The organism is Paracoccus sp. R86501, from assembly GCF_042466435.1.
GTDB lineage: Bacteria > Pseudomonadota > Alphaproteobacteria > Rhodobacterales > Rhodobacteraceae > Paracoccus.
Genome location: NZ_JAXHPZ010000001.1, coordinates 2,925,001 through 2,950,169, shown reverse-complemented (window position 1 = coordinate 2,950,169; position 25,169 = coordinate 2,925,001). Strand labels below are relative to the sequence as shown.

At 64.1% G+C, this 25,169-nt stretch carries 21 protein-coding genes, 1 tRNA gene, 2 rRNA genes, 1 pseudogene and 1 riboswitch (1 of these 26 running past the window's edge); of the genes and pseudogenes, 10 read left to right on the top strand and 15 right to left on the bottom strand.

All coding sequences use genetic code 11. The features are described 5' to 3' along the window. Window positions 1-290: 290 nt before the first annotated feature. A pseudogene (locus tag SJY40_RS14430) lies at window positions 291-1,010 on the top strand (cytochrome c1); the annotation flags it as partial. Window positions 1,011-1,127: 117 nt separating this feature from the next. Next, entirely contained in the window at window positions 1,128-2,003 is an 876-nt protein-coding gene (locus SJY40_RS14425; RefSeq protein ID WP_378947905.1) for a ribokinase, read from the top strand. On the opposite strand, the gene aroC is transcribed toward SJY40_RS14425, so the two are convergent. Together aroC and mutS are read right to left on the bottom strand one after the other, a co-directional pair. Continuing rightward, window positions 1,994-3,100 (bottom strand): chorismate synthase, encoded by a 1,107-nt coding sequence (aroC, locus tag SJY40_RS14420; protein ID WP_378947902.1) that lies wholly within the window; start codon window positions 3,098-3,100, stop codon window positions 1,994-1,996. The genes SJY40_RS14425 and aroC overlap by 10 nt on opposite strands. Then, window positions 3,097-5,727 carry a DNA mismatch repair protein MutS gene (gene mutS / locus SJY40_RS14415; protein ID WP_378947899.1) on the bottom strand — a complete coding sequence of 877 codons (2,631 nt, stop codon included), beginning with the start codon at window positions 5,725-5,727 and terminating at the stop codon, window positions 3,097-3,099. Before mutS ends, aroC begins: the two co-directional genes overlap by 4 nt. Window positions 5,728-5,796: 69 nt before the next feature. Further along, a riboswitch (TPP riboswitch) is annotated at window positions 5,797-5,897 on the top strand. A 31-nt stretch (window positions 5,898-5,928) separates the two neighbouring features. Between mutS and SJY40_RS14410 the strand changes: the two genes are divergently transcribed. The 6 genes from SJY40_RS14410 to SJY40_RS14385 all read left to right on the top strand — a co-directional run bounded on the left by SJY40_RS14410 (window position 5,929) and on the right by SJY40_RS14385 (window position 12,677). Next, a complete protein-coding gene (locus tag SJY40_RS14410) occupies window positions 5,929-6,909 on the top strand; it encodes a thiamine ABC transporter substrate binding subunit (RefSeq protein ID WP_378947896.1) in 981 nt (326 codons plus the stop codon). Continuing rightward, on the top strand, window positions 6,885-8,423 hold the full coding sequence (locus SJY40_RS14405) for a thiamine/thiamine pyrophosphate ABC transporter permease ThiP (RefSeq protein WP_378947893.1): 1,539 nt from the start codon (window positions 6,885-6,887) through the stop codon (window positions 8,421-8,423). Before SJY40_RS14410 ends, SJY40_RS14405 begins: the two co-directional genes overlap by 25 nt. Beyond that, window positions 8,416-9,108, top strand: a complete 693-nt coding sequence (locus SJY40_RS14400; protein ID WP_378947891.1) for an ATP-binding cassette domain-containing protein — start codon at window positions 8,416-8,418, stop codon at window positions 9,106-9,108. The genes SJY40_RS14405 and SJY40_RS14400 overlap by 8 nt, the downstream gene beginning before the upstream one ends. A gap of 83 nt (window positions 9,109-9,191) precedes the next feature. After that, window positions 9,192-10,148 (top strand): TAXI family TRAP transporter solute-binding subunit, encoded by a 957-nt coding sequence (locus tag SJY40_RS14395; RefSeq protein WP_378947888.1) that lies wholly within the window; start codon window positions 9,192-9,194, stop codon window positions 10,146-10,148. A 55-nt stretch (window positions 10,149-10,203) separates the two neighbouring features. Continuing rightward, complete coding sequence (locus SJY40_RS14390; RefSeq protein ID WP_378947885.1) at window positions 10,204-12,309, top strand: TRAP transporter permease; 2,106 nt, start codon at window positions 10,204-10,206, stop codon at window positions 12,307-12,309. Further along, window positions 12,309-12,677 carry a DUF1850 domain-containing protein gene (locus SJY40_RS14385; RefSeq protein ID WP_378947882.1) on the top strand — a complete coding sequence of 123 codons (369 nt, stop codon included), beginning with the start codon at window positions 12,309-12,311 and terminating at the stop codon, window positions 12,675-12,677. The genes SJY40_RS14390 and SJY40_RS14385 overlap by 1 nt, the downstream gene beginning before the upstream one ends. On the opposite strand, the gene SJY40_RS14380 is transcribed toward SJY40_RS14385, so the two are convergent. The 10 genes from SJY40_RS14380 to SJY40_RS14335 form a co-directional block, all read right to left on the bottom strand. Beyond that, window positions 12,674-12,778 carry a DUF2474 family protein gene (locus tag SJY40_RS14380; RefSeq protein ID WP_378947879.1) on the bottom strand — a complete coding sequence of 35 codons (105 nt, stop codon included), beginning with the start codon at window positions 12,776-12,778 and terminating at the stop codon, window positions 12,674-12,676. The genes SJY40_RS14385 and SJY40_RS14380 overlap by 4 nt on opposite strands. Then, on the bottom strand, window positions 12,778-13,809 hold the full coding sequence (gene cydB, locus SJY40_RS14375; protein ID WP_378948473.1) for a cytochrome d ubiquinol oxidase subunit II: 1,032 nt from the start codon (window positions 13,807-13,809) through the stop codon (window positions 12,778-12,780). The genes SJY40_RS14380 and cydB overlap by 1 nt, the downstream gene beginning before the upstream one ends. 2 nt (window positions 13,810-13,811) lie before the next feature. Continuing rightward, window positions 13,812-15,260, bottom strand: a complete 1,449-nt coding sequence (locus SJY40_RS14370; protein ID WP_378947877.1) for a cytochrome ubiquinol oxidase subunit I — start codon at window positions 15,258-15,260, stop codon at window positions 13,812-13,814. A gap of 150 nt (window positions 15,261-15,410) precedes the next feature. Beyond that, on the bottom strand, window positions 15,411-16,421 hold the full coding sequence (locus SJY40_RS14365; protein WP_378947874.1) for a YeiH family protein: 1,011 nt from the start codon (window positions 16,419-16,421) through the stop codon (window positions 15,411-15,413). Between the two features lie 54 nt (window positions 16,422-16,475). Further along, entirely contained in the window at window positions 16,476-17,534 is a 1,059-nt protein-coding gene (gene dctP / locus SJY40_RS14360; RefSeq protein ID WP_378947871.1) for a TRAP transporter substrate-binding protein DctP, read from the bottom strand. 20 nt (window positions 17,535-17,554) lie between these two features. Further along, on the bottom strand, window positions 17,555-18,844 hold the full coding sequence (locus tag SJY40_RS14355; RefSeq protein ID WP_378947868.1) for a TRAP transporter large permease: 1,290 nt from the start codon (window positions 18,842-18,844) through the stop codon (window positions 17,555-17,557). Next, window positions 18,844-19,431 (bottom strand): TRAP transporter small permease, encoded by a 588-nt coding sequence (locus SJY40_RS14350; RefSeq protein ID WP_378947864.1) that lies wholly within the window; start codon window positions 19,429-19,431, stop codon window positions 18,844-18,846. Before SJY40_RS14350 ends, SJY40_RS14355 begins: the two co-directional genes overlap by 1 nt. A 55-nt stretch (window positions 19,432-19,486) precedes the next feature. Then, window positions 19,487-19,993, bottom strand: coding sequence for a flavin reductase family protein (locus tag SJY40_RS14345; protein ID WP_378947861.1), 507 nt, complete (start codon window positions 19,991-19,993; stop codon window positions 19,487-19,489). After that, a complete protein-coding gene (locus SJY40_RS14340) occupies window positions 19,993-20,883 on the bottom strand; it encodes an aldo/keto reductase family oxidoreductase (protein WP_378947858.1) in 891 nt (296 codons plus the stop codon). Before SJY40_RS14340 ends, SJY40_RS14345 begins: the two co-directional genes overlap by 1 nt. Continuing rightward, window positions 20,884-22,038: an LLM class flavin-dependent oxidoreductase gene (locus SJY40_RS14335; RefSeq protein WP_378947855.1), complete on the bottom strand. Its 1,155-nt coding sequence runs from the start codon at window positions 22,036-22,038 to the stop codon at window positions 20,884-20,886. A 97-nt stretch (window positions 22,039-22,135) separates the two neighbouring features. Between SJY40_RS14335 and SJY40_RS14330 the strand changes: the two genes are divergently transcribed. Further along, on the top strand, window positions 22,136-22,861 hold the full coding sequence (locus tag SJY40_RS14330) for a GntR family transcriptional regulator (RefSeq protein ID WP_378947852.1): 726 nt from the start codon (window positions 22,136-22,138) through the stop codon (window positions 22,859-22,861). A 10-nt stretch (window positions 22,862-22,871) separates the two neighbouring features. Further along, window positions 22,872-24,005, top strand: a complete 1,134-nt coding sequence (locus SJY40_RS14325; RefSeq protein ID WP_378947849.1) for a Gfo/Idh/MocA family protein — start codon at window positions 22,872-22,874, stop codon at window positions 24,003-24,005. 369 nt (window positions 24,006-24,374) lie between these two features. Here SJY40_RS14325 and SJY40_RS14320 read toward each other — a convergent pair. The 3 genes from SJY40_RS14320 to SJY40_RS14310 form a co-directional block, all read right to left on the bottom strand. Beyond that, a tRNA-Met gene (locus SJY40_RS14320) sits at window positions 24,375-24,451 on the bottom strand. A 59-nt stretch (window positions 24,452-24,510) separates the two neighbouring features. Next, window positions 24,511-24,625: ribosomal RNA gene (gene rrf, locus SJY40_RS14315) — 5S ribosomal RNA — on the bottom strand. 89 nt (window positions 24,626-24,714) lie between these two features. Further along, window positions 24,715-25,169: ribosomal RNA gene (locus SJY40_RS14310) — 23S ribosomal RNA — on the bottom strand (it continues 2,381 nt past the right edge of the window).

The window sequence follows — 25,169 nt, the reverse complement described above, 5'->3', positions numbered from 1 at the left end:
CCCTGACGATCTCTGCGACCGGCTTCGCGCTGGCGCAGGAGGCCACCACGACCACGGTGCCGATGCAGCAGGCGGACAGCGCGCAGGACGCGCCCGCCGAGGGCACGACCTTCGTCGCCACCCCGGCCGATGCCGCCACCGAGGAAGCTGCTGCGGAAGAACCCGCCGCAGCGGAACCCGAGGCGCAGGCCGAGGCCGACCACGGTGAGACCGAGGCCGATCATGGCGACACCGAGCATGCCGATGCCGGCCATGCCGAGGGCGAGGATGATCACGGCGGCGGACATGACGCCGCCCATATCGAGGACATCGACTTCAGCTTCGAAGGTCCCTTCGGCAGCTATGACCAGTTCCAGCTGCAGCGCGGCCTTCAGGTCTATACCGAGGTCTGCGCCGCCTGCCACGGCATGAAGTTCGTCCCGATCCGCACCCTGTCCGACGACGGCGGCCCCGGCCTGCCCGAGGATCAGGTCCGCGCCTATGCCGCGGATCTGCTGCCGATCATGGATGATGCCACCGGCGAGGAACGCGACCGCGTTGCGACCGACCACTTCCCGACCGTCTCGGGCATGGGCATGGGTCCCGACCTGTCGCTGATGGCCAAGGCACGGGCCGGTTTCCACGGCCCCGTCGGGCTGGGGATCAACCAGTTCGTCAAGGGTATCGGCGGACCGGAATACATCCACGCCGTCCTGACCGGTTATACCGGTGAAGAACAGGAACAGGCCGGATCCGTGCTTTACGGAAACAGCGCCTTCCCCGGCGGCTGGATCGGCATGCCGCCCCCGCTGTCGGAAGACCGCGTCACCTATGCCGATGGCACCCCTGCCACCGTGGATCAGATGGCGACCGACGTGTCGGCCTTCCTGATGTGGACCGCCGAGCCCAAGATGATGGACCGCAAGTCCGTCGGTTTGGTCGCCGTGCTGTTCCTGATCATCCTCAGCGCGCTGCTGTATCTGGTGAACAAGCGTCTGTGGGCACCCCACAAGGGCAAGCTCAAGCACTGATCGCCCGCGATCATGACGATCTGAACGAACGCGCCCCGCAACGGGCGCGTTTTTTCTTGGCTGGACAAGGGCCCGCCCGCCCGGTCACATGTCGCCCGTTGAACGGAGGAGACGGCCATGGCGATCTGGAATCTGGGGTCCATCAATATCGACCGGGTCTATCGGCTGGACAGCCTGCCCGAGCCGGGGGAGACGCTGACCTCGCGCAGCCATGCATCGGGGCTGGGTGGCAAGGGCGCGAACCAATCGGTCGCCGCCGCGCAGGCGGGGGCCGTGACGCATCATCTGGGCGCGATGGGGTCGGGCGATGATTGGGTGATCGAGCGGCTGGCCGAAAAAGGCGTCGGCACCGATCATGTCGCGCGGATGGCCGATCAGGTCACCGGTCACGCCATCATCATGGTCGACAGTCACGCCGAAAACGCCATTGTCATCCACTCCGGTGCGAACCGCGCCATTGGCGACGACCGTCTGCGGCAGGCGCTGGCAGGGATCGGGGCATCCGATACGCTTCTGATCCAGAACGAAACCAGCGGTCAGGTCGCTGCCGCACAAGCCGCGCAGGTCGCGGGCGCGCGCGTGATCTATTCCGCCGCGCCCTTCGATCTGGAGGCCGTGCGCCAGATCCTGCCGCATGTCACCATTCTGGCCATGAACGAAGGCGAGGCCGCGCAGTTGTTCGCTGCCATGCCCGGCGATCTGCCGGTGCAGGGTCTGCTGATCACGCGCGGATCGAAGGGGGCTGAGTATCGCGATCTGACCACCGGCCAGACGCATGAACAGGCGTCCTTCAAGGTGACGCCAGTCGATACGACCGGGGCGGGCGACACCTTCGCGGGTTATTTCGCCGCCGGTCTGGACGCGGGGTTGGCGATCCCCGACGCGCTGCGCCGCGCATCGGCGGCGGCGGCGCTGCAGGTCACGCGGCAGGGGGCGGGCGATGCCATCCCTTCCGCCGCCGAGGTCGACGCCTTTCTGGCCGATCAGTCCTGACCGATGCGCCCGCGCAGGCCACCGGTCTGCGCGCGGTCCATCAGCAGATGGTCCAGCAAGACGCAAGCGGCCATTGCCTCGGCCACAGGTACAGCGCGAATGCCAACACAAGGGTCGTGGCGGCCCTTGGTGATGACCTCGATTTCCTCGCCACGCGAATTGATCGACCGGCGAGGCGTCGTGATCGAGCTGGTCGGCTTGATCGAGAACCGCACCACGATGTCCTGACCGGTGGAAATACCGCCCAAGATTCCGCCCGCATGGTTCGACAGGAACTCGGGGCCGTTTTCGCCCATGCGGATTTCGTCCGCATTCGACACGCCGGTCAGGCTGGCCGCAGCCATGCCCTCGCCGATCTCGACGCCTTTGACGGCGTTGATCGACATCATTGCCGCGGCCAGATCGGTGTCCAGTTTCGCATAGACCGGCGCACCGAGGCCCGGCGGGCAGTGCCGCACCAGAACCTCGATCGCGGCGCCGACGCTGTTCTGGTCCATGCGGATGCCATCCAGATAATCGGACCATGCATCGACCGCGCCCGCATCGGGCAGGAAAAACGGGTTGGTGTCGATGGCATCCGCGTCAAAGCGGTCGCGGTCCAGATGCATGTCGCCCATCTGCACCATATATCCGATGATCTGCATGTCGGGCGCCAGCTGCGCCAGCACCGCATGGGCCGCCGCCCCTGCCGCCACCCGCGCCGCCGTTTCGCGCGCAGATGACCGACCGCCGCCGCGATAATCGCGCACGCCGTATTTCAGGTGATAGCTGATATCGGCATGACCGGGGCGAAAACTGGTGGCGATATCGCCGTAATCCTTGGACCGCTGGTCGGTATTCTCGATCATCAGCTGGATCGAGGTACCGGTCGTCACGCCTTCGAACACGCCCGAAAGGATGCGGACCTGATCGGCCTCGCGCCGTTGGGTGGTGTGTTTGCTGGTACCGGGGCGGCGGCGGTCCATGAAGCGCTGGATGTAATCCTCGGACAGCGGGACGCCGGGGGGGACGCCATCGACGGTCGCGCCCAGCGCGGGGCCGTGGCTTTCACCCCAGGTGGTGAAACGGAATTCGCGGCCGAAAGTGTTGTAGCTCATGTTCGGGCGTCCTCGGTCAGGGCTTTCAATTGATAGACCAGATCCAGCGCCTCGCGCGGGGTCAGGCTGTCGGGATGCACCGCTTTCAGCGCCGCGTCCAGCGGGGATGCCTTGGCGGGTGCGGGGGCTGGCGGGGCCGCGCGGAACAACGGCAGGTCGTCGATCAGCGCGGCGGGACGGGCGGCACCTTGGCGTTCGCCCGATTCCAGCGCGTCCAGAACCTGCCTTGCGCGGTCGACAACGGACGCGGGCAGACCGGCCAGACGCGCCACCTGCACACCATAGCTGCGGTCGGCGGCGCCCTTGCGGACCTCATGCAGGAAGATCACGTCGCCTTCCCATTCGCGCACGGCGACAGTGGCGTTTTCCACACCCTCCAGCCGCGCGGTCAGGGCGGTCATTTCGTGGTAATGCGTGGCAAACAGCGCGCGGCAGCGGTTGGCAGCATGCAGATGCTCCATCACCGCCCATGCGATGGACAGCCCGTCCCAAGTGGCCGTGCCGCGTCCGATCTCGTCCAGGATGACCAGCGCGTGGTCGTCGGCTTGGTTCAGGATGGCGGCGGTTTCCACCATTTCCACCATGAAGGTCGAACGGCCCCGCGCCAGATCATCGGCGGCACCAACGCGGCTGAACAACTGGCTGACGATGCCGATATGGGCGTGGCTGGCGGGCACGAAACCGCCCGCCTGCGCCAAGACCGCGATCAGGGCGTTCTGGCGCAGAAAGGTCGATTTACCCGCCATGTTGGGACCGGTCAGCAACCAGATTGCAGGGGTCGCGCCCTTTGTCAGGTCGCAGTCGTTGGCGACAAAGCTTTCGGCCTTGCGCTTCAGCGCGCGTTCCACCACCGGATGCCGCCCGCCGGTGATGGAAAAGGCGCGGCTGTCATCGACCTGCGGGCGCGTCCAACCTTCGCCGGAGGCGATATCGGCAAAGGCCCCGGCCAGATCAATCTCGGCCAGCGCCCGCGCCGCCTGTCCGATGGGTCCAGCGCGGTCCAGCACGGCGGCCCGCAGGCGGTCATAGATGCCGCGCTCGATCTCCAGCGCACGGTCGCGGGCATTCAGGATGCGGGTTTCCAGTTCGGACAGTTCGACGGTGGTAAAGCGGATCTGGTTGGCAGTGGTCTGGCGATGGATGAAGGTCTGGTTCAGCGGCGCGGCCATCATGCGTTCGGCATGGGTGGTCGTGGTTTCGATGAAATAGCCCAGAACATTGTTATGCTTGATCTTCAGTGCGCTGACACCCGCCATGGCTGCATATTCGGCCTGCATTCCGGCAATGACCCCGCGCCCTTCGTCACGCAGACGGCGGGTCTGGTCCAAATCTTCGTCATAGGTTTCTGCTACAAACCCGCCGTCACGGGCCAGCAGGGGTGGTTCCGCCACCAGCGCATCGTCCAGCAGGTCGATCAGGTCGTCATGGCCGGTCAGATCGGCCACCGCATCGCGCAGCACCGGCGCGGCGTCATCGGGCAGGCGTTCGGCAATGGCGGCCCCTTGGGTCAACCCAGCGCGGATCGCGGCAAGATCGCGCGGACCACCGCGTTCCAGCGCCAGACGTGACAGGGCGCGGTCCATATCGGGCACGCGTGCCAGCGCGCTGCGCAGATCGGTCAGCAGGCGCGGATCATCGACCAGCATCGCCACACTGTCCTGACGTGCACGGATCAGCGCCAGATCACGGCTGGGGGCGCTGACGCGTCGTTCCAGCAGACGCGCCCCCGGCGCGGTTACCGTGCGGTCGATGGCGGCCAGCAGGGACCCTTCGCGACCACCGGACAGGGCTTGGGTCAGTTCCAGATTGCGGCGGGTGGCAGCATCGATCTGCATCGCGCCGCCGGCCTTTTCGCGGATCGGGTGGCGCAGCAGCGGCAGCTTGCCCTTTTGCGTCATGTCCAGATAATCGACGATTGCGCCCATCGCGCCCTGTTCGGCGCGGGTGAAACTGCCGAACCCGTCCAGCGTTTCCACGCCATAAAGCGCGCATAGCCGCCGCACGCCCGCGCTGCTGTCAAAGGCACCGGCATGCAGATCGGTCAGGGCGGCACCGGCATCCTGCACCAGCTCCTCGAATTCATAGCCTGCGGCCAGAACCTCGCGCGGGGTCAGGCGGGCCAGTTCGGGGGCCAGCCGCGCGGGCGGGCATTCCATCACCTGAAAGGCACCGGTCGAAATATCGACCCACGCCAGCGCGCCTTCGTCACGGACCTGCGCATAGGCGGCAAGGTAGTTGTGGCGGCGCGCCTCCAGCAGCAATTCCTCGGTCAGGGTGCCGGGGGTGACAAGGCGAACGACATCGCGGGCCACGACGGACTTGCTACCGCGTTTCTTGGCCTCGGCAGGGTCCTCCATCTGTTCGGCGATGGCGACGCGGAAGCCCTTGCGGATCAGCTGCAACAGATAGCTTTCCGACGCATGGACAGGCACGCCGCACATCGGGATCGGTTCGCCCTGATGCGTGCCGCGTTTGGTCAGCGCGATGTCCAATGCGGCTGCGGCCTGCACGGCATCGTCGAAGAACATCTCGTAGAAGTCGCCCATGCGATAGAACAGCAGCGCACCGGGGTTCGCCTCGCGGATCGCCAGATATTGCGCCATCATCGGGGTGGGCTGGTCGGTCATGGGTATTCCGTCACTGTCATCCGGCCCCGTATCTAGCCGCTTGCGTGCTGCGGTTAAACCATTACATTCAGGCCAACCTCGGGGTGCCCTGCATGGGATGAGACGCAATTGCGGACCCGTTGAACCTGATCCGGCTGACACCCGGCGGAGGGAAGGTGACGGCTGTCCTTTCTTTCGAAACCCGTTTGAGAGGAGACTGCCTTGAAACCCCTGTTCATCGCCACCGCCCTGCTGGCCGCGACCCCCGCCTTGGCGCAGGACCGCGCGCTGACCGTCTATGCCAGCGATTACATCGCCAGCGAATGGGGCCCCGGCCCGACGATCAAATCCGAATTCGAGGCCTTCTGCGATTGCACCCTGGACTTCGTCACCGGCGACATCCTGCCCCGCCTGCTGATGGAGGGTGAGGGGACGGACGCCGACATCGTCTTCGGCCTGAACACCGATGTCACCGCCCGCGCCCGCGCGTCGGGCCTGTTTGCGCCCCACGGGCAGGACACCTCCGACATGTCGCTGCCGGTGGAGTGGAGCGATGACATCTTCCTGCCCTATAACTGGGGCGAAACGGCGTTCATCTATGACGAAACGCGGCTGGAAAACCCGCCCGCCAGCTTTCAGGAATTGCTGGACGCGCCCGATGATCTGAAGATCGTGATCCAGGACCCGCGGTCGTCCATTTCCGGCCTAGCGCTACTGTTGTGGGTCAAGCAGGTCTATGGCGATGACGCGCCCGAGGCTTGGGCCAAGCTGGCCCCCAAGGTGCTGACCGTGACGCGCGGCTGGTCGGAATCCTATGGCATGTTCACGGACGGAGAGGCGGATATGGTCCTCTCCTACACCACCTCGCCCGCCTATCACATTGCAGCGGAAGACGACCTGACCAAAAAGGCCGCCATCTTCCCCGAAGGTCATTACTTCATGGCCGAACTGGCAGCGCAGGTCGCATCGACCGATCAGCCCGAACTGGCACAGCAATTCATGGACTGGATCCTGACGCCGGAATTCCAGAAGACCATCCCGCTGGCCAATTGGTCCCTGCCCGCCAAGCTGCCGCAGGACGACTGGCCGCAGGTCATGCGCGACCTGCCCCGCCCCGAAAAAACGCTGTTCTATTCCGAGGACGAGGCCGAAGCCCTGCGCCAGCCGGCGCTGGACGAATGGCTGCGCGCCTTCGCGGGGTGATATCCGGTCGCATCGTCGCCGCCGGTCTTGCGGCCCTGATCCTTGGCACGCTGGCCGCTGTCGCATGGCAGGCGGGCGGGTTGTCGGGCTTGGGAGAATGGGACTGGCGCGCGGTGCGCTTCACCGTCTGGCAGGCGGCGCTGTCGGCCACGCTGTCGGCGGCGCTGGCGGTGCCCGTCGCGCGGGCGCTGGCGCGGCGGCGCTTTCGCGGGCGCGGGTTGCTGGTCACGCTGCTGGGCGCGCCCTTCATCCTGCCGGTGATCGTGGCGATCATGGGACTGATCTCGGTCTTCGGGCGCAACGGCGCGCTGAACGAGGGCCTGCGTGCCCTGGGCCTGCCCGAACTGGGCATCTATGGCTGGCAGGGCGTGATTCTGGCGCATGTGTTTTTCAACCTGCCACTGTCGGTGCGGCTGATCCTGCAAGGCTGGCAGGCGATCCCTTCCGAACGCTTCCGTCTGGCATCCAGCCTTGGCTTTGCCCCCGCCGATGTCGCCCGCCATCTGGAACGCCCGATGCTGCGTGCGGCCCTGCCCGGCGTCTGGCTGGCGGTTTTTCTGGTCTGCCTGACGTCTTTCACCGTCGCTTTGGCCCTTGGCGGCGGCCCGCGTGCCACCACGGTCGAGCTGGCGATCTATCAGGCGTTCCGCTTTGATTTCGACTTGGGACGGGCGGCGACGCTGGGCTTGGTGCAGATCGGGTTGTGCATTGCCGCGATGCTGGCGGCGCGCTGGATCGCCATTCCGGCGGGCTTTGGCGTGGGCATGGATGCAGGCCAAGGGCCGGTCGGGCCGCGCGGCTGGCGTGTCTGTTCCGATGCGGCAATCATCGCACTGGCGGCGGGGTTCCTGCTGTGGCCCTTGGTGGCGGTTCTGGCGGTGGGCGTGCCGCGCCTGCCTGCGCTGGCGCCTGACGTCTGGTGGGCGGCGGGGCGGTCGGTGGTGATGGCCGTCACCTCGGCCCTGTTGGCGGTGGCGCTGTGCCTGATGCTGGCCCTGGCCATCGCACGCGGCGCGGGCCGTTGGGTCGAGGCGGCGGGTATGCTGCCCCTGATCGCATCGCCTCTGGTTCTGGGGACGGGGCTGTTCATCCTGCTGCGCGACGTGGCCGGCCCGCAGCAGATGGCCCTGCCAGTGACGGTGGCGATCAACGCCGCCATGGCCCTGCCCTTCGGGCTGCGGGCGCTGATCCCGGCGGCACGCAGCCTGCAGGATGATTATGGCCAGCTTGCGGCATCATTGGACCTGAGAGGCTGGGCGCGGCTGCGATACCTGACCCTTCCGCGTCTGGCGCGCCCCTTGGGCTTTGCCGCAGGCCTGGCTGCGGCTTTGGCGATGGGCGATCTGGGTGTGATCACACTGTTCGCCAGCGACCAGCCGACATTGCCGCTGAAGCTGTATCAGTTAATGAATAGCTATCGCATGGCGGATGCGGCAGGCGCGGCGGTACTGCTGATGGCGCTCAGCTTCGGGCTGTTCTGGATGTTCGACAAAGGGGGCCGCTTGGATGCTTGAACTTCGGGATATCGCAATCCGACATGACGATTTCAGCCTGACCGCCGACCTGTCCCTGCCCAAGGGCGGACGATTTGCGGTGATCGGAGCCTCGGGGTCCGGCAAATCCACGCTGCTGTCTTTGATTGGTGGATTTCTGGCACCCAATCAGGGGCGCATCCTGTGGGACGGGCAGGATATGACGCAGATGGCACCGGGGGATCGGCCTATTTCGACCCTCTTTCAACACCACAATTTGTTTCCACACCTTACAGTGAAACGAAATATAGGCATGGGACTGCGAGCTGATCTACGACTGGACACTGATCAGAAGGACCGCGTGACGCAAGTGCTGGATCAGGTCGGGCTGTCCGGCACGGGCGACCGCCGCCCCGCTGCATTGTCGGGTGGCCAGCAAAGCCGCGTCGCGCTGGCTCGCGTGCTGCTGCGGGCGCGGCCCGTACTGCTGCTGGACGAACCCTTCGCCGCCCTTGGCCCCGCCCTCAAGTCCGAGATGCTGTCCCTGCTGACAGGCATTGCCGACAGGACGGACGCCACCGTCCTGATGGTCACCCATAACCCGCAGGATGCCCGCGTCTTTTCCCCCCAGACCATTCTGGTCGAGGATGGCCGCGCCCATCCACCACGCGACACAGGCCCGCTGCTGGACAACCCGCCCCCCGGTCTGCGCGCCTATCTGGGATAAGTTCGCGCCCTGCAAAACATCATGTTCCCGCAACGCAGATAGCTTGCTACGCTCCGCCCCAGAACATCATGGGAGGAGACCACATGTTCCATCGCATCGCCACCGCCGTTCCGATCGCAGCCCTGGGCGGGCTGATGGCCACCGCGCCCATGGCACAGGCGCAGGACTTCATCAACGTGCTGACCGGCGGCACCTCGGGCGTCTATTACCCGCTTGGGGTCGCCCTGTCGGAAATCTATGCCGAGGGCATCGAAGGGTCGCGCACGCAGGTGCAGGCCACCAAGGCCAGCGTCGAGAACCTGAACCTGCTGGCCCAAGGCCGCGGCGAGATTGCCTTCGCCCTTGGCGACAGTGTTCAGGCCGCATGGGAAGGAAACGAGGAGGCCGGCTTCCCCCGCAAGCTGGAGGAACTGCGCGCCATCGCCGCCATCTATCCCAACTATATCCAGATCGTGGCCGATGCCTCGGCAGGTGTGACCACGCTGGAGGATCTGCGCGGCAAGACCATGTCCGTGGGCGCCCCCGCATCCGGCACCGAACTGAACGCCCGCGCCATCTTTGCCGCCGCCGGCATGAGCTATGATGATCTGGGCAAGGTCGAATACCTGCCCTTCGCGGAATCGGGCGAGCTGATCAAGAACCGCCAGCTTGAGGCGACGCTGCAATCATCAGGGCTGGGGGTCGCGTTCATCAAGGACCTGTCATCCACCCATGACATCAGCATCGTCGCCATCCCCGAAGAAACCGTCCAGACCATCGGCGCGCCCTTTGTGCCAAGCGTGATCCCGGCAGGCACCTATACCGGCCAGGATCAGGACGTGCCGACCGCAGCCGTCGGCAACATGCTGATCAGCCATGACGGCGTCAGCGAGGAAACCGCATATCAGATGACCAAGCTGCTGTTTGAAAATCTGGACCGCATGACCTCGGCCCATGCAGCGGCGGGGGGCATCTCGGCAGAGACTGCGATGGACGGAATCTCCATCCCGCTGCATCCGGGCGCGGAACGCTATTACCGCGAAATCGGCCTGATCGAGTAAGCGACTCTTGGCCCGCGGCACAGGCTGCGGGCCGATCCCCCACGAAAGGTCCCCGATGTCCGCATCCCATCCCCCCGCAAGCGGGCCCGCCACGCTTGATCCCACCGCCGAGGCCGAATTCAGCGAGGGCCTGCCCCCCGGTTTCGGCACCGGCATCATGGGCCGCGTCGCCTTCTGGCTGGCGGTCGTGTTTTCCCTGTTCCAACTGTGGGCCGCGGGTTACGGCAGCCTGCCAAGTCAGGTTGTCCGCGCCATGCATGTGGGGTTCCTGCTGCTGCTGGGCTTTGGCCTTGTCGGCAACCTCGTCGCTAAGACGCAGCGTGGGCAGGCCTTCTTTTGGGCGCTTGGGCTGTTGGGGTTCTCCACCGGCATCTACAACTGGGTCGAATACAACGACCTGATCCGCCGCACCGGCTTCCTGACGCAGATGGATCTGGTGATGGGCACCATCCTTGTCGTTCTGGTGTTCGAGGGTGCGCGCCGCCTGATGGGCTGGCCCCTGGCTGCCATCGCGGGGATATTCCTCGCCTATTGCTTCCTTGGCCAGCATTTGCCGCCGCCCTTCATCCATCGCGGCTATGGGTTCGAGCAGATCGTCGAACATTTCGCCTTCGGGACCGAGGGCATCTATGGCAGCCCAATCTATGTCAGCAGCGCCTATATCTTCATTTTCGTGGTTTTCGCGGCGTTTCTTGAACGCGCAGGCATGCTGAACCTGTTCAATGATTTCGCCCTTGGGCTGGTCGGTGGCGTGCGCGGCGGGCCTGCGCAGGTGGCCGTGCTGTCATCGGCGCTGATGGGGACGATTTCGGGGTCGGGGGTGGCCAATGTCGTCGCATCCGGCCAGTTCACCATTCCGATGATGAAGAAATCCGGCTTCAAACCGGCCTTTGCCGGCGGGGTCGAGGCGACGGCATCCATGGGCGGCCAGATCATGCCCCCCGTCATGGGTGCCGTGGCCTTCATCATGGCCGAGACGCTGAACGTCCCCTATGCATCCGTGGTCAAGGCGGCGATCATTCCGGCGCTGCTCTATTTCGGCGTGGTCTTCTGGATGGTCTGGCTGCAGGCCGGACGCGACAACCTGAAGGGCCTGCCCCGTGCCAGCCTGCCGAACCCGTGGCACGCCGTGCGCGATCAATGGCCGCTGGTGCTGCCGCTGGCGGCCTTGGTCTATCTGCTGTTCGCGGGCTATACGCCGATCTTTGCGGGCACGATGGGTCTGGCGCTGGTGACGGTGCTGATCCTTGGCGCGCCGCTGGCGGCGATGATCGGACCATATGCCTTCCGCGTCATCTTCTGGCTGGCGCTTGGGGTCGCCTCGGCGCTGTTCCTGAAATACGGGATCAACCTGCTGGTCGCGGTGATCGCTGCATTGGTGCTGGCCTGCGCGATGTCCAAAGGCGCCCGCCCGACCATCGGCATCATCCGTGATGCGCTGGCCCAAGGGGCGCGCAACGCCCTGCCCGTCGGCATGGCCTGTGCCATTGTCGGCGTTGTCATCGGCACGCTGACGCTGACCGGCATCGCATCGACCTTTATCGGGGCGATTATTGCCATCGGTCAGGACAACCTGTTCCTGTCGCTGTTCCTGACCATGCTGACCTGCCTTGTTCTGGGCATGGGGATTCCGACGATCCCGAACTATATCATCACCTCGTCCCTTGCGGGTCCGGCGTTGATGGAGCTTGGGGTTCCACTGCTGGTCAGCCATATGTTCGTCTTCTACTTCGGGATCATGGCCGATCTGACGCCGCCCGTGGCACTGGCCTGCTTTGCGGCGGGGCCAATTGCCAAGACCTCGGGGCTGAAGATTTCCATGCAGGCGATCCGGCTGGCAGCGGCGGGGTTCATCATCCCGTTCATGGCGGTCTATACGCCATCGCTGATGCTGCAGGATGGCGGCCCGATCGCCGAAGCCTGGGGCTATCCGGTCGAGGTCGCCTATATCCTGCTGAAAACGGTGCTGGGCGTCGGGCTGTGGGGCGTGGCGATGGTCGGGTATTTTCTTGACCGCACCAATGTCGTGGAACGCACGCTGGCCTTTGCCGCAGGGGTGGCGCTGATTGTGGCGATGCCGCTGTCGGACGAATTGGGCTTTGCGCTGGCGCTGGTCTTCGGCGCGATGCACTGGCTGCGGCTACGCAAGGTCGTGGCCTGATGTTGTGCGTGGCCAGCGGGGCGTTTTTGCTGTCGCTGGCCACGGCGGAATTCACGCTGGATTGGCAGCATTCGGTCGAACACACCGTCTGGTGGGAACGCTGGCAGATTACCGATGCGGGGCTGGCCCCCGTCGCGGCGCGGATAACGGCGTCGGGTGCGGGGATGGAACCCCCGCCCGATGCTGTTCTGCGTGATGGAGTCTGGGAATTTACGCCGACCGTTCCGCCACAGCGTGATATCTGGCTGGGCGCATCTGGGGCGACGGTCGGCGGCTGGCAGTTATGTGCGGGCGGCCAGTGTCACGCCCTGCCGGAAGGGGGCGATCCACTGCATCTGTGGTCCGCCCCCGATTGCACCCAGCCCTAGACAATCCACAGCCGGATCAGAAAGGCCACCGTCCCGATGCAGGCGACACTGGCCAGCCAGATGCCCACGAACCACGCGAACTTTCCGAAGCCCTGCCGCATCAGTGATACCCCTCACCGGGGATGATCTTGCCGCGGAACACCCAATAGGAAAACGCCGTATAGGTCAGGATGATCGGGATCAGGATCGCAGCGCCGACCAGCATGAAGATCTGGCTGTTGCGGGGGGCGGCGGCCTCCCAGATGGTGATCTCGACGGGGACGATGTAGGGGAACATCGAGAAGCCCAGTCCCGCGAAGCCAAGGATGAACAGGCCCAGCGCAAAGAAGAACGGCCAGTAATCGTGGTGGCGCACGGTCAGCGTGCGGAACATGCCGAAGGCCAGCGCCAGTACGGCGACGCCGACGCAGGCGGCAAGGGCGATGTTCCAGCCTCCGAACCAGCGGCTGTAGTATCCGTCCTGCAGGAAGGGCGTCCACAGGCTGACGATGCCGATGAAGATCACCGTGGCGATGCCCAAAACCCAGGCCTTGCGGCGCATGCGCTCCTGCAACGGCCCTTCGGTCTTCATCACCAGCCACGTTGCGCCCAACAGCATATAGCCCGCCATGACGGCCACGCCGACCATCAGCGTGAAGGGCGTCAGCCAATCCCACCAGCCGCCGGCATAGGCACGACCGGGCTTGTCGATGTCGATGCCCTGCAACAGCCCGCCCAGCGTTACGCCCTGCGCCAGCGCTGCCATGGCGGAACCGCCGATGAAGGCCACGTCCCAGACTGGACGCCAGCGGGTGGTGCGCCAGCGGAATTCAAAGGCCACCCCGCGGAAGATCAACGCCAGCAGCATGGCGATGATCGGCGCGTAAAGCGCGGGCAGGATCAGCGCATAGGCAAGCGGAAAGGCCGCGAACAGCCCGCCACCGCCAAGGACCAGCCAGGTCTCGTTCCCGTCCCAGACCGGGGCGACCGAGTTCATCATGACATCGCGATCCTCGCTGTCGTCCTCGGTCGCGAACAGCATGCCAAGGCCCAGATCGAAGCCGTCCAGCACGACATAGACAAGAACCGCAAAGGCAATCACGAATGCCCAGATCACGGTCAGATCGAAGGAAACGCCTTCTGCAATGGTCATGGTCACTCTCCAGGTTGGACGGGGTTGTGCTTGCGGGTCATGTGCTGCTGGGCGGGCGTGGTGCCTGCCGTGCGCGTCGGGCTGTTGGTGACATCCTTGAGGCGCGGTTCGGCGCGTGCGGGTGCACGGTTCATCAGGCGCAGGATGTAATAGGTGCCGGCCCCGAAGACCGCGAAATAGACGATGACGAAGGCCACCAACGATGCACCCACCGCGGCCGCATCAAGCGGCGCGGCACTGTCCGAGGTGCGCAGGAAGCCATAGACCGTAAAGGGCTGGCGGCCGACCTCGGTGGTGACCCAACCGGCCAGGACGGCGATCAGGCCGGAAGGCGCCATGGCGACCGCCGCACGGTGCAGCATCGCCCATTCGAACAGCCGTCCCCGCACCCGTGCCAGCAACGACCACAGCCCGACGCCCAGCATGGCAAAGCCCAGCGCGATCATGATGCGGAACGACCAGAAGACGATGGCGACAGGTGGCTGATCTTCGCGCGGGATGGTGTCCAGCCCGTCCAGCGGCGCGTTCAGATCGTGCTTCAGCACCAGCGAGGACAGTTTGGGGATGCCGATGGCGTAATCCAGCCGCTGTTCGTCCTGATTGGGGATGCCGAACAGATACAGCGGCGCGCCGTCGGGGTGGCTCTCGAAGTGACCCTCCATCGCCATGATCTTGGCGGGCTGGTGTTCCAGCGTGTTCAGCCCGTGCATGTCGCCAAGGAAGATCTGGACCGGCGCAAAGACCGCAGCCATCCACATCGCCATGGAAAACATCGTGCGCGTGGCAGGGCTGATCAGGTCGGGGCGGTGCCGGTTGCGCAGCAGATGCAGCGCGGCCACGCCACCGACGATGAAGGCCGTCGTCAGATAGGCCGCCGTCACCGTATGCATCAGACGGAACGGGAACGACGGGTTGAAGATGACCTGCCAGAAGTCGGTGGGCAGGAACTGCCCGGTTTCGGGGTCGATCTCGAAGCCCGCGGGGGTGTGCATCCAGCTGTTCACCGACAGGATCCAGAATGCCGATATGGCCGTCCCCACCGCCACCGCCAGACAGCCGATCATGTGCAAGGTCGGGCCGACACGGTCGCGGCCAAACAGCATGATGCCAAGGAAGCCCGCCTCCAGGAAGAAGGCCGACAGCACCTCATAGGCCATGGGCGCGCCGATCACCGGGCCCGCCTTGTCGGAGAACACCGACCAGTTGGTGCCGAACTGATAGGACATGACGATGCCCGACACGACGCCCATCGCAAAGGCCAGCGCGAAGATCTTGACCCAGTAACGGAACAGATCGAGGTATTTCGTGTCATTGGTCCACAACCACAGCCCGTTCAGGACCGCCAGAAAACTGGCCAGACCGATGGTGAAGGCGGGAAACAGGAAGTGGAAGCTGACCGTAAAGGCGAATTGGATGCGGGCCAGCAGAACGGCATCGACGGTTTCGAACATCAGGAACCTCGCGGCAAAGACCCTGTCCGGCGTGCCCTTGCGGGATCACGCTGCGGGCGGCTTCGTTTGATGAAAACTAGCCGCCGGGGGATGCTTTTAGCAAGTGTCCTGACGTCGCACCGCCGGATCCGTCATCCGGTCTTGGGGCCGCTAAACCAGCCCGAACAACAGGGGCACCAGCACCAGACAGGCCAGCGCCAGCGTCTGCAGGGTCAGCATGGCGAAGGCCGCACCGCCCACATCGACCAGCCGCCCCAGAGATGTCTTCATCCCCACCGCCGCCACCGCCGTCACCAGAAGCGAACGCGACAAGGTCGAGGCCGGGTCGGTCATCGCCTGCGGCACCAGATGCAGCGAATTCAGCGCCGCCAGCAGCAGGAAGGCCACGACAAAGCCCGGCATCAGCGGGGGGCGCTTGCCCGTCGCCGGGTGATGGCGGCGCAGAACCAACGCGCCGATCAGCACCGTCGGCGCCAGCAATGTCACGCGGATCAACTTGACGACCGTGGCGATATCGCCGGTTTCGTCGTTGACCGAATAGCCCGCGCCGACCACCTGCGCGACGTCATGGATGGTGCCGCCCAGAAACAGCCCCGTCTGGTGGTCGCTTAGCCCCAACGCCCCCGCGACGATCGGGTAAAGGATCATGGCCACCGTCGAAAACGCCGTGACCGAGATGACCGTGAAGGCCAGATCGCGTTCCGACGTCTCGCGCTGCGGCAGGATGGATGCGATGGCCATTGCCGCCGATGCGCCGCAGATGGCGACCGATCCACCGGTCAGGAACCCGAAGGCCCGGTCGCGCCCCATCAGCCGCGCCAGCAGCACCGACGCCAGAATCACCACCGCCACGCAGGCGACCATGACCAGCACGAAGCCCCAGCCGATGTCACGCACCATGTCCAGCGACACCCGCAGGCCAAGCAGCGCGACCCCGGCGCGCAGGAAGACCCGCGCGGCAAAACCGATGCCGGGGCCGGTGCGGTCGTGTTCGGACAGGAAGTTAAAGGCGATGCCCAGCAGGATCGCCATCAGCATCACCGGCGCGCCGTAATGGTCCGACAGGAACTGCGCGGCCATCGCCACGATCAGCGCCAGCGCAATGCCGGGAAACAGCCGTCGCAATGCCTGCGCCGAATGGCGGGCGGATGTCATCTGCATGATAAGGGGGTCCTGCATGGGGCAGAAGGGGGCCCGAAGGCCCCCCTTGCGGTCTTACTGGATGTCGCGGGTGCGGTTTTCATCCATCTGGCCCTGCACGGCCGAAACCTCGGCGCGCAGGGTTTCCAGGATCTCGGCGCCGCCGTCGACATTCTGGGTGAACCAGTCATAGACGGGCTGGGCGGCATCGGCGAAGGCCTGTTTCTCCTCCTCCGAGGGGACATAGATCTGGCCGCCGGCTTGGGTGAATTCCTCGTATGCCGGGATGGATTTGCGCTTGGGCGAGGCGAAGGTCGCCTGTTGCAGCTGATAGAAGCCGTCGTTGACGATGACGCGCAGATCTTCGGGCAGCGACATGAAGGTCTGGTTCGACATCCACCACAGCGCGCCCATATAGGCATGCCCGTCCAGCGTGATGTATTTCAGACCGGCATCGGGGAATTTCATCGACATGATGTCGGTGATGCCGTTCTGCGTCCCTTCCACGACGCCCGTCTGCAACGAGGTGAACAGTTCCGGCCAGGGGATCGGCGTGGGCGATGCGCCCATCGCGCGGACCAGTTCCTGCGGCAGGTCGGCCACGACGCTGCGCAGCTTCATGCCGTTCAGATCGTCAGGCGTGGTGACCTGCTTCTTGGTATTGGCAAAGTTGCGCCAGCCGCCGGTGTTGCCGATGGTCATCAGCCGCATTGTATCGCCCGAATCCGCCAGCATGCGTTCGCGCAGATCACGGGTGAAATCGCCCGACAGCACGGCCTCGGCCACGCGGTCGTTGGGCAGGATATAGGGCAGGTCAAGAACCTGCACATAGGGGAACAGCCCCGCCGCCCCGTCCGAGGTCGAGATATAGACGTCGATCGAACCATCCGCGACGCCCTGCAGGCATTCCGCGCCATTGGAACACAGCTGGGTACCCATATAGATCTCGACCGCGATGGCGCCGTTCGAGGCGGCCTCGACATAGGATTTGAAGACCTGCAGGCCATCGTAATCCTCATCGCTTTCGTTCGAATTGGCGACGGCGCGGATGGTGAAATCCTGTGCCATGGCAGGCAGGGCCATCGCCGTGCCCAGTGCCAGCGCGGCGGCCAGTGTCAGTGTCGTCTTCATCATATTCCTCCCACAGAATTCAGTCAGTTTGCAAAGCCGGTCAGGCGCGGAATCGTCAGCGAGATGGCGGGGAAATAGGTGATCAGGAAGATCACCAGGATCTCGACCGCAAGGAAGGGCAGAATGGCCCGCGATATGGTCGACACCCTTTCCCCCGACACTGCCGAGGCCACGAACAGCACCAGCCCCATCGGCGGTGTCGCCAGACCCACCGTCAGATTAACGCACATGATCATGGCAAAATGGATACTGTCCACGCCCATGCCGGTAAAAACCGGACCCAGGATCGGGCCAAGAATGATGATGGCCGGACCCGCGTCCAAGAACATCCCGACAATGAACAGCAGGATGTTGATCAGGAACAGCAACAGCAACGGGTTGTCGGTCAGCAGCAGGATGAATTCCGCCAGCTGCTGGGGTGCATGGCTAAGCGACACGACCGTCTTGAATGACATCGCCGCACCCACCAGCAACAGCACCACCGCCGAGGTCAGCCCCGCCTTGCCCAACACATCCGGCAGTTCGCGGATGCGCAGCGTGCGCAGGACGAACAGGCTGATGACCAGCGCATAAAGGACGGCGACGGCGGCAGCCTCGGTGGGCGTGAAGATGCCGAACAGGATGCCGCCGAGGATGATCACCGGTGTCATCAGCGGGAAGAACGCCTTGAGGCTGGCCTGACCGCGTTCGGGCCATGTGTATTTGCGCGACGCGACCGGGAAATCGTATTTGTCGGCCATCAGCTTGATCAGCAGCATCAGCCCGACGCCGACCAGCACCCCCGGCACCAGACCTGCCAGAAACAGCGCGGCGACGCTTTCGCCCATGACATAGGCATAGATGATCATGATCCCCGATGGCGGGATGATCGGCCCGATGACCGAACTGGCCGCCGTGATGGCGGCGGCGAACTTGCGGGTATAGCCCTGTTTCTCCATCGCGGGGATCAGCATGGACCCCAAGGCGGATGTATCGGCCACGGCGCTGCCCGACAGACCCGCGAACAGCATGGATGAAAGCACGTTCACATGCGCCAACCCGCCGCGCAGATGCCCAATCAGCGCCTGGCTGAATTCGACCAACCGCAGGGTGATCCCGCCGCGGTTCATGATCTCGCCCGCCAGCATGAAGAAGGGGATGGCCATCAGCGGAAAGCTGTCGATGCCGTTATAGAGGTTGCGGTACAGCAGCGTCAGGTCGCGTTCCTGACCGTTCAGGAACAGTAGCAGCCCCGGCGCGGCCAGCAGTGCAAAGAAGACCGGCAGGCCGACCAGCAAAAAGACCAGAAAGACCGGAAGAAACCACACCAGCATCATTCGGCCCCTTGCGTGTCGGTTTTGGGGATCGCCGGAAGATCGGTCACCCCCAGCAGCAGCGCGATGTTGCGCAACAAAAGTTCGATATTGACGATGATCAGCATCACCGACCCCACCAACAGCGACGCCATCATCCAGCTGCGCGGCACGCGGTACCACTGGCTGAAATCAAGCGAGATCGGCAAATGCAGCGAGGCGCTGGCAAAGCGGCCGCCGATGCCCGTCACCTCGGCCCATGCGATGGGAATGGCGACATAGAGCACCAGCAGCGACAGGCACAGCAGGATCAGGTTCAGGATGCGCGCGACGGTGGCGGGCAGCATTTCGGGCAGAACGTCGATGGCCACGAAACCACCGGTGCGGAAGGCAGTGGGCGCCATCAGCCCGGTCATCCACAGCATGCAGAAACGCGCGGCCTCGTCTGGCCAGGCAAGGGCACTGTTCAGGACATAGCGGCTGAAGACTTGCAACAGGGTCACGGTGACCATGATCGCGACGGCGGTGATACCGATGGCGCGGCCGACACGCAGGACGTGGTCGTTCAGCCGCGACAAGGGCCTGATCAGCCCGCTTAGAAAACCCATCATTCCCCCTACGCCCGATGCCGTGACCCGTCTCCTCGGCGGGATGCGGCGACGCCTATTTGCAGTCCAGCCGCGATACCCTGCCGCCGAAGAATGCCAGCGGATCGCCCGCGCGCATTTCGGCACGCAGGACCTGCCCTACGATGATGGCATGATCGCCGGCCTCGTGGACAGCGTGGCGGGCGCAGTCGAAACGTGCAAGGCAGTTCGACAGGACCGGCACGCCCTGTTCGTTCAACGTCAGCTTGTCGGCAGGCAGCGCCGCCTGATCACGCGCCACTGCGAATGCCAGCGATTCCTGTTCCGCGCCCAGCACGTGGATGGCGTAATGCTGCGCGCCCACAAAGGCCGGATAACGCGACGAGGCCCGCCCCGGCGACCACAGCACCAAGGGCGGCTGCATCGAAACCGAGGTGAAGCTGTTCGCCGTCATCGCCACGCAGCCGTCCCGCCCCTGCGCCGTCACGATGGTCACGCCCGTGGCGAAGCGCCCGAAGGCGTCGCGCAGGTCGCGGCTGTTGTCGGCGGTGGGAACGAAGCTGGTGGCCGCGCCATGCTGCATCACGCGACCTCATGGCCCAATGCGGCCTGATAGAGCCGGAACCACTGCTGGCGATCCAGCCCGACCTTGGCGGCATCGGAAATGGCCGCGACGCGCGGCAGCGAATTTGTGCCCAGCACCGGCAGGATCGTCGCCGGATGGCGCAGCAGAAAGGCCACGGCCACCGCCGCACGATCAACGCCGAATTCGCCAGCCAATTCGTCCAGCACCGCCTGCACCGGGCCTTCGCCGGTCATCAGGCTGCCGCCACCTAGGGGCGACCAGGCCATCACGGCATCGCCACGCTTCTGGTGGAAAGCCAGATCACCATTGGCAAAGGGCGCAATGCTGGCCAGCGACAGCTCGATCTGGTTGGTGGCCAGCCTGGTGTTCATCGCCGATTGCAGCAGTTCCACGTCCCAAGGGCGGAAATTCGACACGCCGACCGCGCGCAGCTTGCCCTCGCGCACCAGCGCATCCAGCACGCCGCCGGTTTCATGGTGATCCATCAGCGGATCGGGGCGGTGGATCAGCAGCAGGTCCAGATGGTCGGTGCCGAAATCGCGCAGCGAGCTTTCGACCGAGGCGCGGATATGCGCCTCAGAGGTGTCGTAATGCTTGCACGACACATCAGCATATTTTCCGCAGGGCGCGACGATATCGCATTTGCTGACCAGCTCGACCTTGCTGCGCAGGCCGGGGTCGGCCTTCAGCGCGGCACCAAGGATGGCTTCGGCGGTGTAATCGCCATAGATGTCGGCCTGATCCAGCGTGGTAATGCCCTGATCCAGACAGGCATCGATCTTGGCGCGGACATGTGCGACCGAGGTGTCGGCATCATCGCCCACCCGCCACATGCCATAGACAAGGCGGGACAGGGACAGACCTTCGGCAATCGTGACGCGTTCCATTCAGCGACGTTCTCCTGCGCCAAGTGGCGTCTGCGGCGTGGTGGCGGGGACGCGGCCCCATTCCCGGTTCAACTGGCAGGTCTTCATCTGCGGCAGCACGCGGGTTCCGAAATGTTCGGCCTCATCGATATGCGGATAGCCTGACAGGATAAAGGACCGGATGCCCATCTTCTGCAACTCCTCCAGCTTGGAAAGCACCTGATCGGTCGATCCGACGATGGCCGCGCCGCAGCCCGACCTTGCCCGCCCAACGCCGGTCCAGAGGTTCGGTTCGATGTAACCTTCCAGATCGGCCAATTCGCGGTTGCGCGCCTGTCGGCTGACGCCCAGAGAGCCTGCGTCCAGCGCACGTTCGCGGATCAGCCGCCCCTGTTCGTCGTCCAGCTTCGACACGAGTTCACGGGCATATTCGCGGGCCTCGGCTTCGGTATCGCGGACGATGACATGCGACCGGAAGCCGTAATCCAGCACCCGCCCGTGACGTTCGGCCGCAGCATGGGCGGCCTTCATGCGGTCGGCGATGTCTTCGGTTTTTTCGGGCCACATCAGATAAACGTCGCAATGTTCGCCGCAGAGATCCAGCGCTGCGGGGGAATAGCCACCGAAATACAGCATCGGCCCGCCCGTCTGATAGGGCTTGGCGGGGTCTGTGGACACGTCGCTGAAATCATAGACCTGACCGTGGAACTCGATTTTGTCCTGCGTCCATGCCTGCTTCAGGATCTGCACCACCTCGCGCGAGCGTTGGTACCGAAACTCGCTGTCGGCTTTTTCACCCGGAAAATCGGACGAGATGATGTTCAGGGTCAGCCGCCCCTGCATCATGTGGTCCAGCGTGGCGACCGTGCGGGCCAGCATAATCGGCTGCATTTCCCCGCATCGCACCGCGGCCAGCATATTGATGCGGTCGGTGATCGGCGCGCAGCCCGCGACAAAGGACAGCGTGTCCTGCCCCACCTGATAGGACGACGGGCACAGGATGTTGCCGAACCCCTGCGCCTCGGCGGTTTTCACGATGTCGGAACAATGCGCCCATGACGACCGCAGGTCATCGTCGGGAACCCCCAGATGGCGGAAATCATCCGAACAGAGCGCGGAGAACCACGCGACCTCGACGCGGTCCAGATCGGCCGATGTGACGGGAACGACGGTCATGATTTCCTCCGCAGGGTCATCCCAACTTTCCACTTGCATAGCCGCGCCCCGGGTGTAAATCAATGGTGCATCAATTATCCGATGGGGAGGTCGGGGATTGAACTCCAGCCGCCGTACATCACCTGCGCGCCCCGACGCGCTGCCGATCCATCTGCAGATCGAGGAACTGGTCATCCGCGACATCGCGGCGGGCCGACTGGTCGATGGCCAGCGCCTGCCCCCCGAACGCGACATGGCCGCGGCGCATGACACGACGGTTCGCACCCTGCGCAAGGCTCTGGCCCAACTGCAGGACAAGGGACTGATCGAGCGTCGGCAGGGGTCGGGCAATTATATCAGGGCGGGACAGCAGGTCGCCTCGGTCTATTCGATGTTCAGGTTGGAACATGCGATAGGCGGTGGTGGGCTGCCCAATGCCGACATTCTGTCCGTGGATTACCTGCCCAAGGATGCCGGACAGCCCGATTACGGCACGTCCGACCATGCCACGCGCTTTCGACGCCTGCGGTTTCTGGACGATATCCCCATCGCCATCGAGGAGATCTGGCTGGATGGCGGTGCGGGCCGGGTGCCGCGCGACAAACTGCAGGATTCGCTTTACCTGACCTACAAGCGGGCGCTGAAGCTGTGGATTACCCGCGCCGAGGACCGCGTGGGCATCGCCCCGGTCCCCGATTGGGCGCACGACCGCTTTGGTCCGCGCCCGGGAACCATCACTGCCCATATCCAGCGACTGTCTTGGGCCCAATGCCCCCATGCGGTCGAATTTTCCCGAACCTGGTACGACACCGACAGGGCGCTCTATGTGCAGCGTCTGATCTGAGGAGATCCGCATGACCACCCAGACCTTGGTCCCCGCCAAGACCCGGACCGTCACCTATGGCATCATCGGCTGCGGCATGATGGGGCAGGAGCATCTGCGCAACATCGCCCTGTTGGACGACACGGCCATCGGCGCGATCTTCGAGCCTGATGCCGGGATGCGCGCAGCCGCCCGCCTGCTGGCCCCCAAGGCGCAATTCGTCAACAGCATCGAAGCGCTGCTGCAGGTCCCCGACCTTGATTGCCTGCTGATCGCCAGCCCCAATTTTCGCCACCTGGAACAGTTGCAGGCGATCGCCGCCCGGCGGCCCCTGCCCGTTCTGGTCGAAAAGCCGCTGTTCACCGACCTGTCGCAACTGGCCCAGATCGATGCCTTTGCCGCCAGCTATCCTGCGCCGGTCTGGGTCGCGATGGAATATCGCTACATGCCGCCCGTCGCCAAGCTGATCCAGCAGGCGCAGGCTGTCACCGGCGGTATCAAGATGCTGACCATCCAGGAACACCGATTTCCGTTCTTGGACAAGGTCGGCGGCTGGAACCGCTTCAACGATCAGACCGGGGGCACCTTCGTCGAGAAATGCTGCCATTTCTTCGACCTGATGCGGGTTTTGCTGCAATCCGACCCGGTACGGGTGATGGCTTCGGGAGGACAGGCGGTCAATCACTTGGACGAGGAACAGGACGGCCGCCGACCCGACATCTTCGACCACGGTTACGTCATCGTCGAATTCGCCAACGGCGCCCGGGCCATGCTGGAGCTGTGCATGTTTGCCGAAGGCGCGCGTTTTCAGGAACAGATCTCGGCCATCGGGCCTTTGGGCAAGATCGAAGCCTTCGTGCCCGGCCCCGGCCGTTTCTGGCCCGAGGATCTGGGCCCCGCGCCAACCCCCGAAGTCGTCTTGTCACCCCGCCACCCCAAAGGCCCACGTCTGGAACCCGTGCCCGTCGATTCCGTCCTGCTGGAGGCAGGAGATCACAACGGTTCGACATATTACCAGCACAAGCGGTTTCTGGAGCTGCTACGTAGCAGCCGAAGCCAAGCCGAGGTCAGCCTTGCCGACGGCCGTTGGGCCGTCCTGATGGGTCTGGCGGCACAGAGGTCAATGGAAACGGGATCATCGGTGATGCTGGAATCGCTGATGTGAAGCGAGTGTGCCGGGACTATAGGTAAAAACGACACGGTACAGGACCATCACTTTCAGGGCTGGTAAGGTTACAAGATCCATTGCCTGACACCCGCGCTGGCATATGAAGCAAACTGCCCGGTAGGAGAACTATCGGTCGTCGCATTTTGCATCGCCATAAGGTGCCGAACTAGCAGCCACGTTGACCGATCCGGACGCCGTCCTTGGATACCATCTGTGGAATCAATGAGGCGGCCACCGTCTACGTCACCTCTGACGGGTTCACGTCATATCTTACCGAAGCTTTGTCTGCGCTGGTTGTTCTTGCGCAGGGCGGAACGTCAGGAAGCCCCGCTTTTCGAGCGGGGCATTGTAACTTCGGTATATTTTTGGTTGCGGGGGCAGGATTTGAACCTGCGACCTTCAGGTTATGAGCCTGACGAGCTACCGGGCTGCTCTACCCCGCGCCAAGTTTGTCCTGATCGTGTTTTTTCATCGTTTCAGAGGGATATGCGTCTCTTTCCAGGTCTGGCGGTGACCTACTCTCCCACGTCTTGAGACGCAGTACCATCGGCGCAGCGGCACTTAACGGCCGAGTTCGGGATGGGATCGGGTGTTTTGCTCGCGCTAGGGCCACCAGACCAGGAAAGAGACGCTCAGCGTGGGCTATTGCCCATGTTGTCCAAGGATGCATTTGGAGGAAGACTTTGAAGTCTGTCTTCTTCCGGATCAAATCAAGCCTATCGAGCCATTAGTACCGGTCAACTGAATGCATTGCTGCACTTACATCTCCGGCCTATCGACGTGGTGGTCTTCCACGGCTCTCAAGGGAGACCTTGTTTTGAGGGGGGCTTCACGCTTAGATGCCTTCAGCGTTTATCCTGTCCGAACATAGCTACCCAGCACTGCCGTTGGCACGACAACTGGTCCACCAGTGGTTCGTCCACCCCGGTCCTCTCGTACTAGGGGCAGCTCCTCTCAAGTCTCCAACACCCACGGCAGATAGGGACCGAACTGTCTCACGACGTTCTAAACCCAGCTCACGTACCTCTTTAAACGGCGAACAGCCGTACCCTTGGGACCTGCTCCAGCCCCAGGATGAGATGAGCCGACATCGAGGTGCCAAACGATGCCGTCGATATGGACTCTTGGGCATCATCAGCCTGTTATCCCCAGCGTACCTTT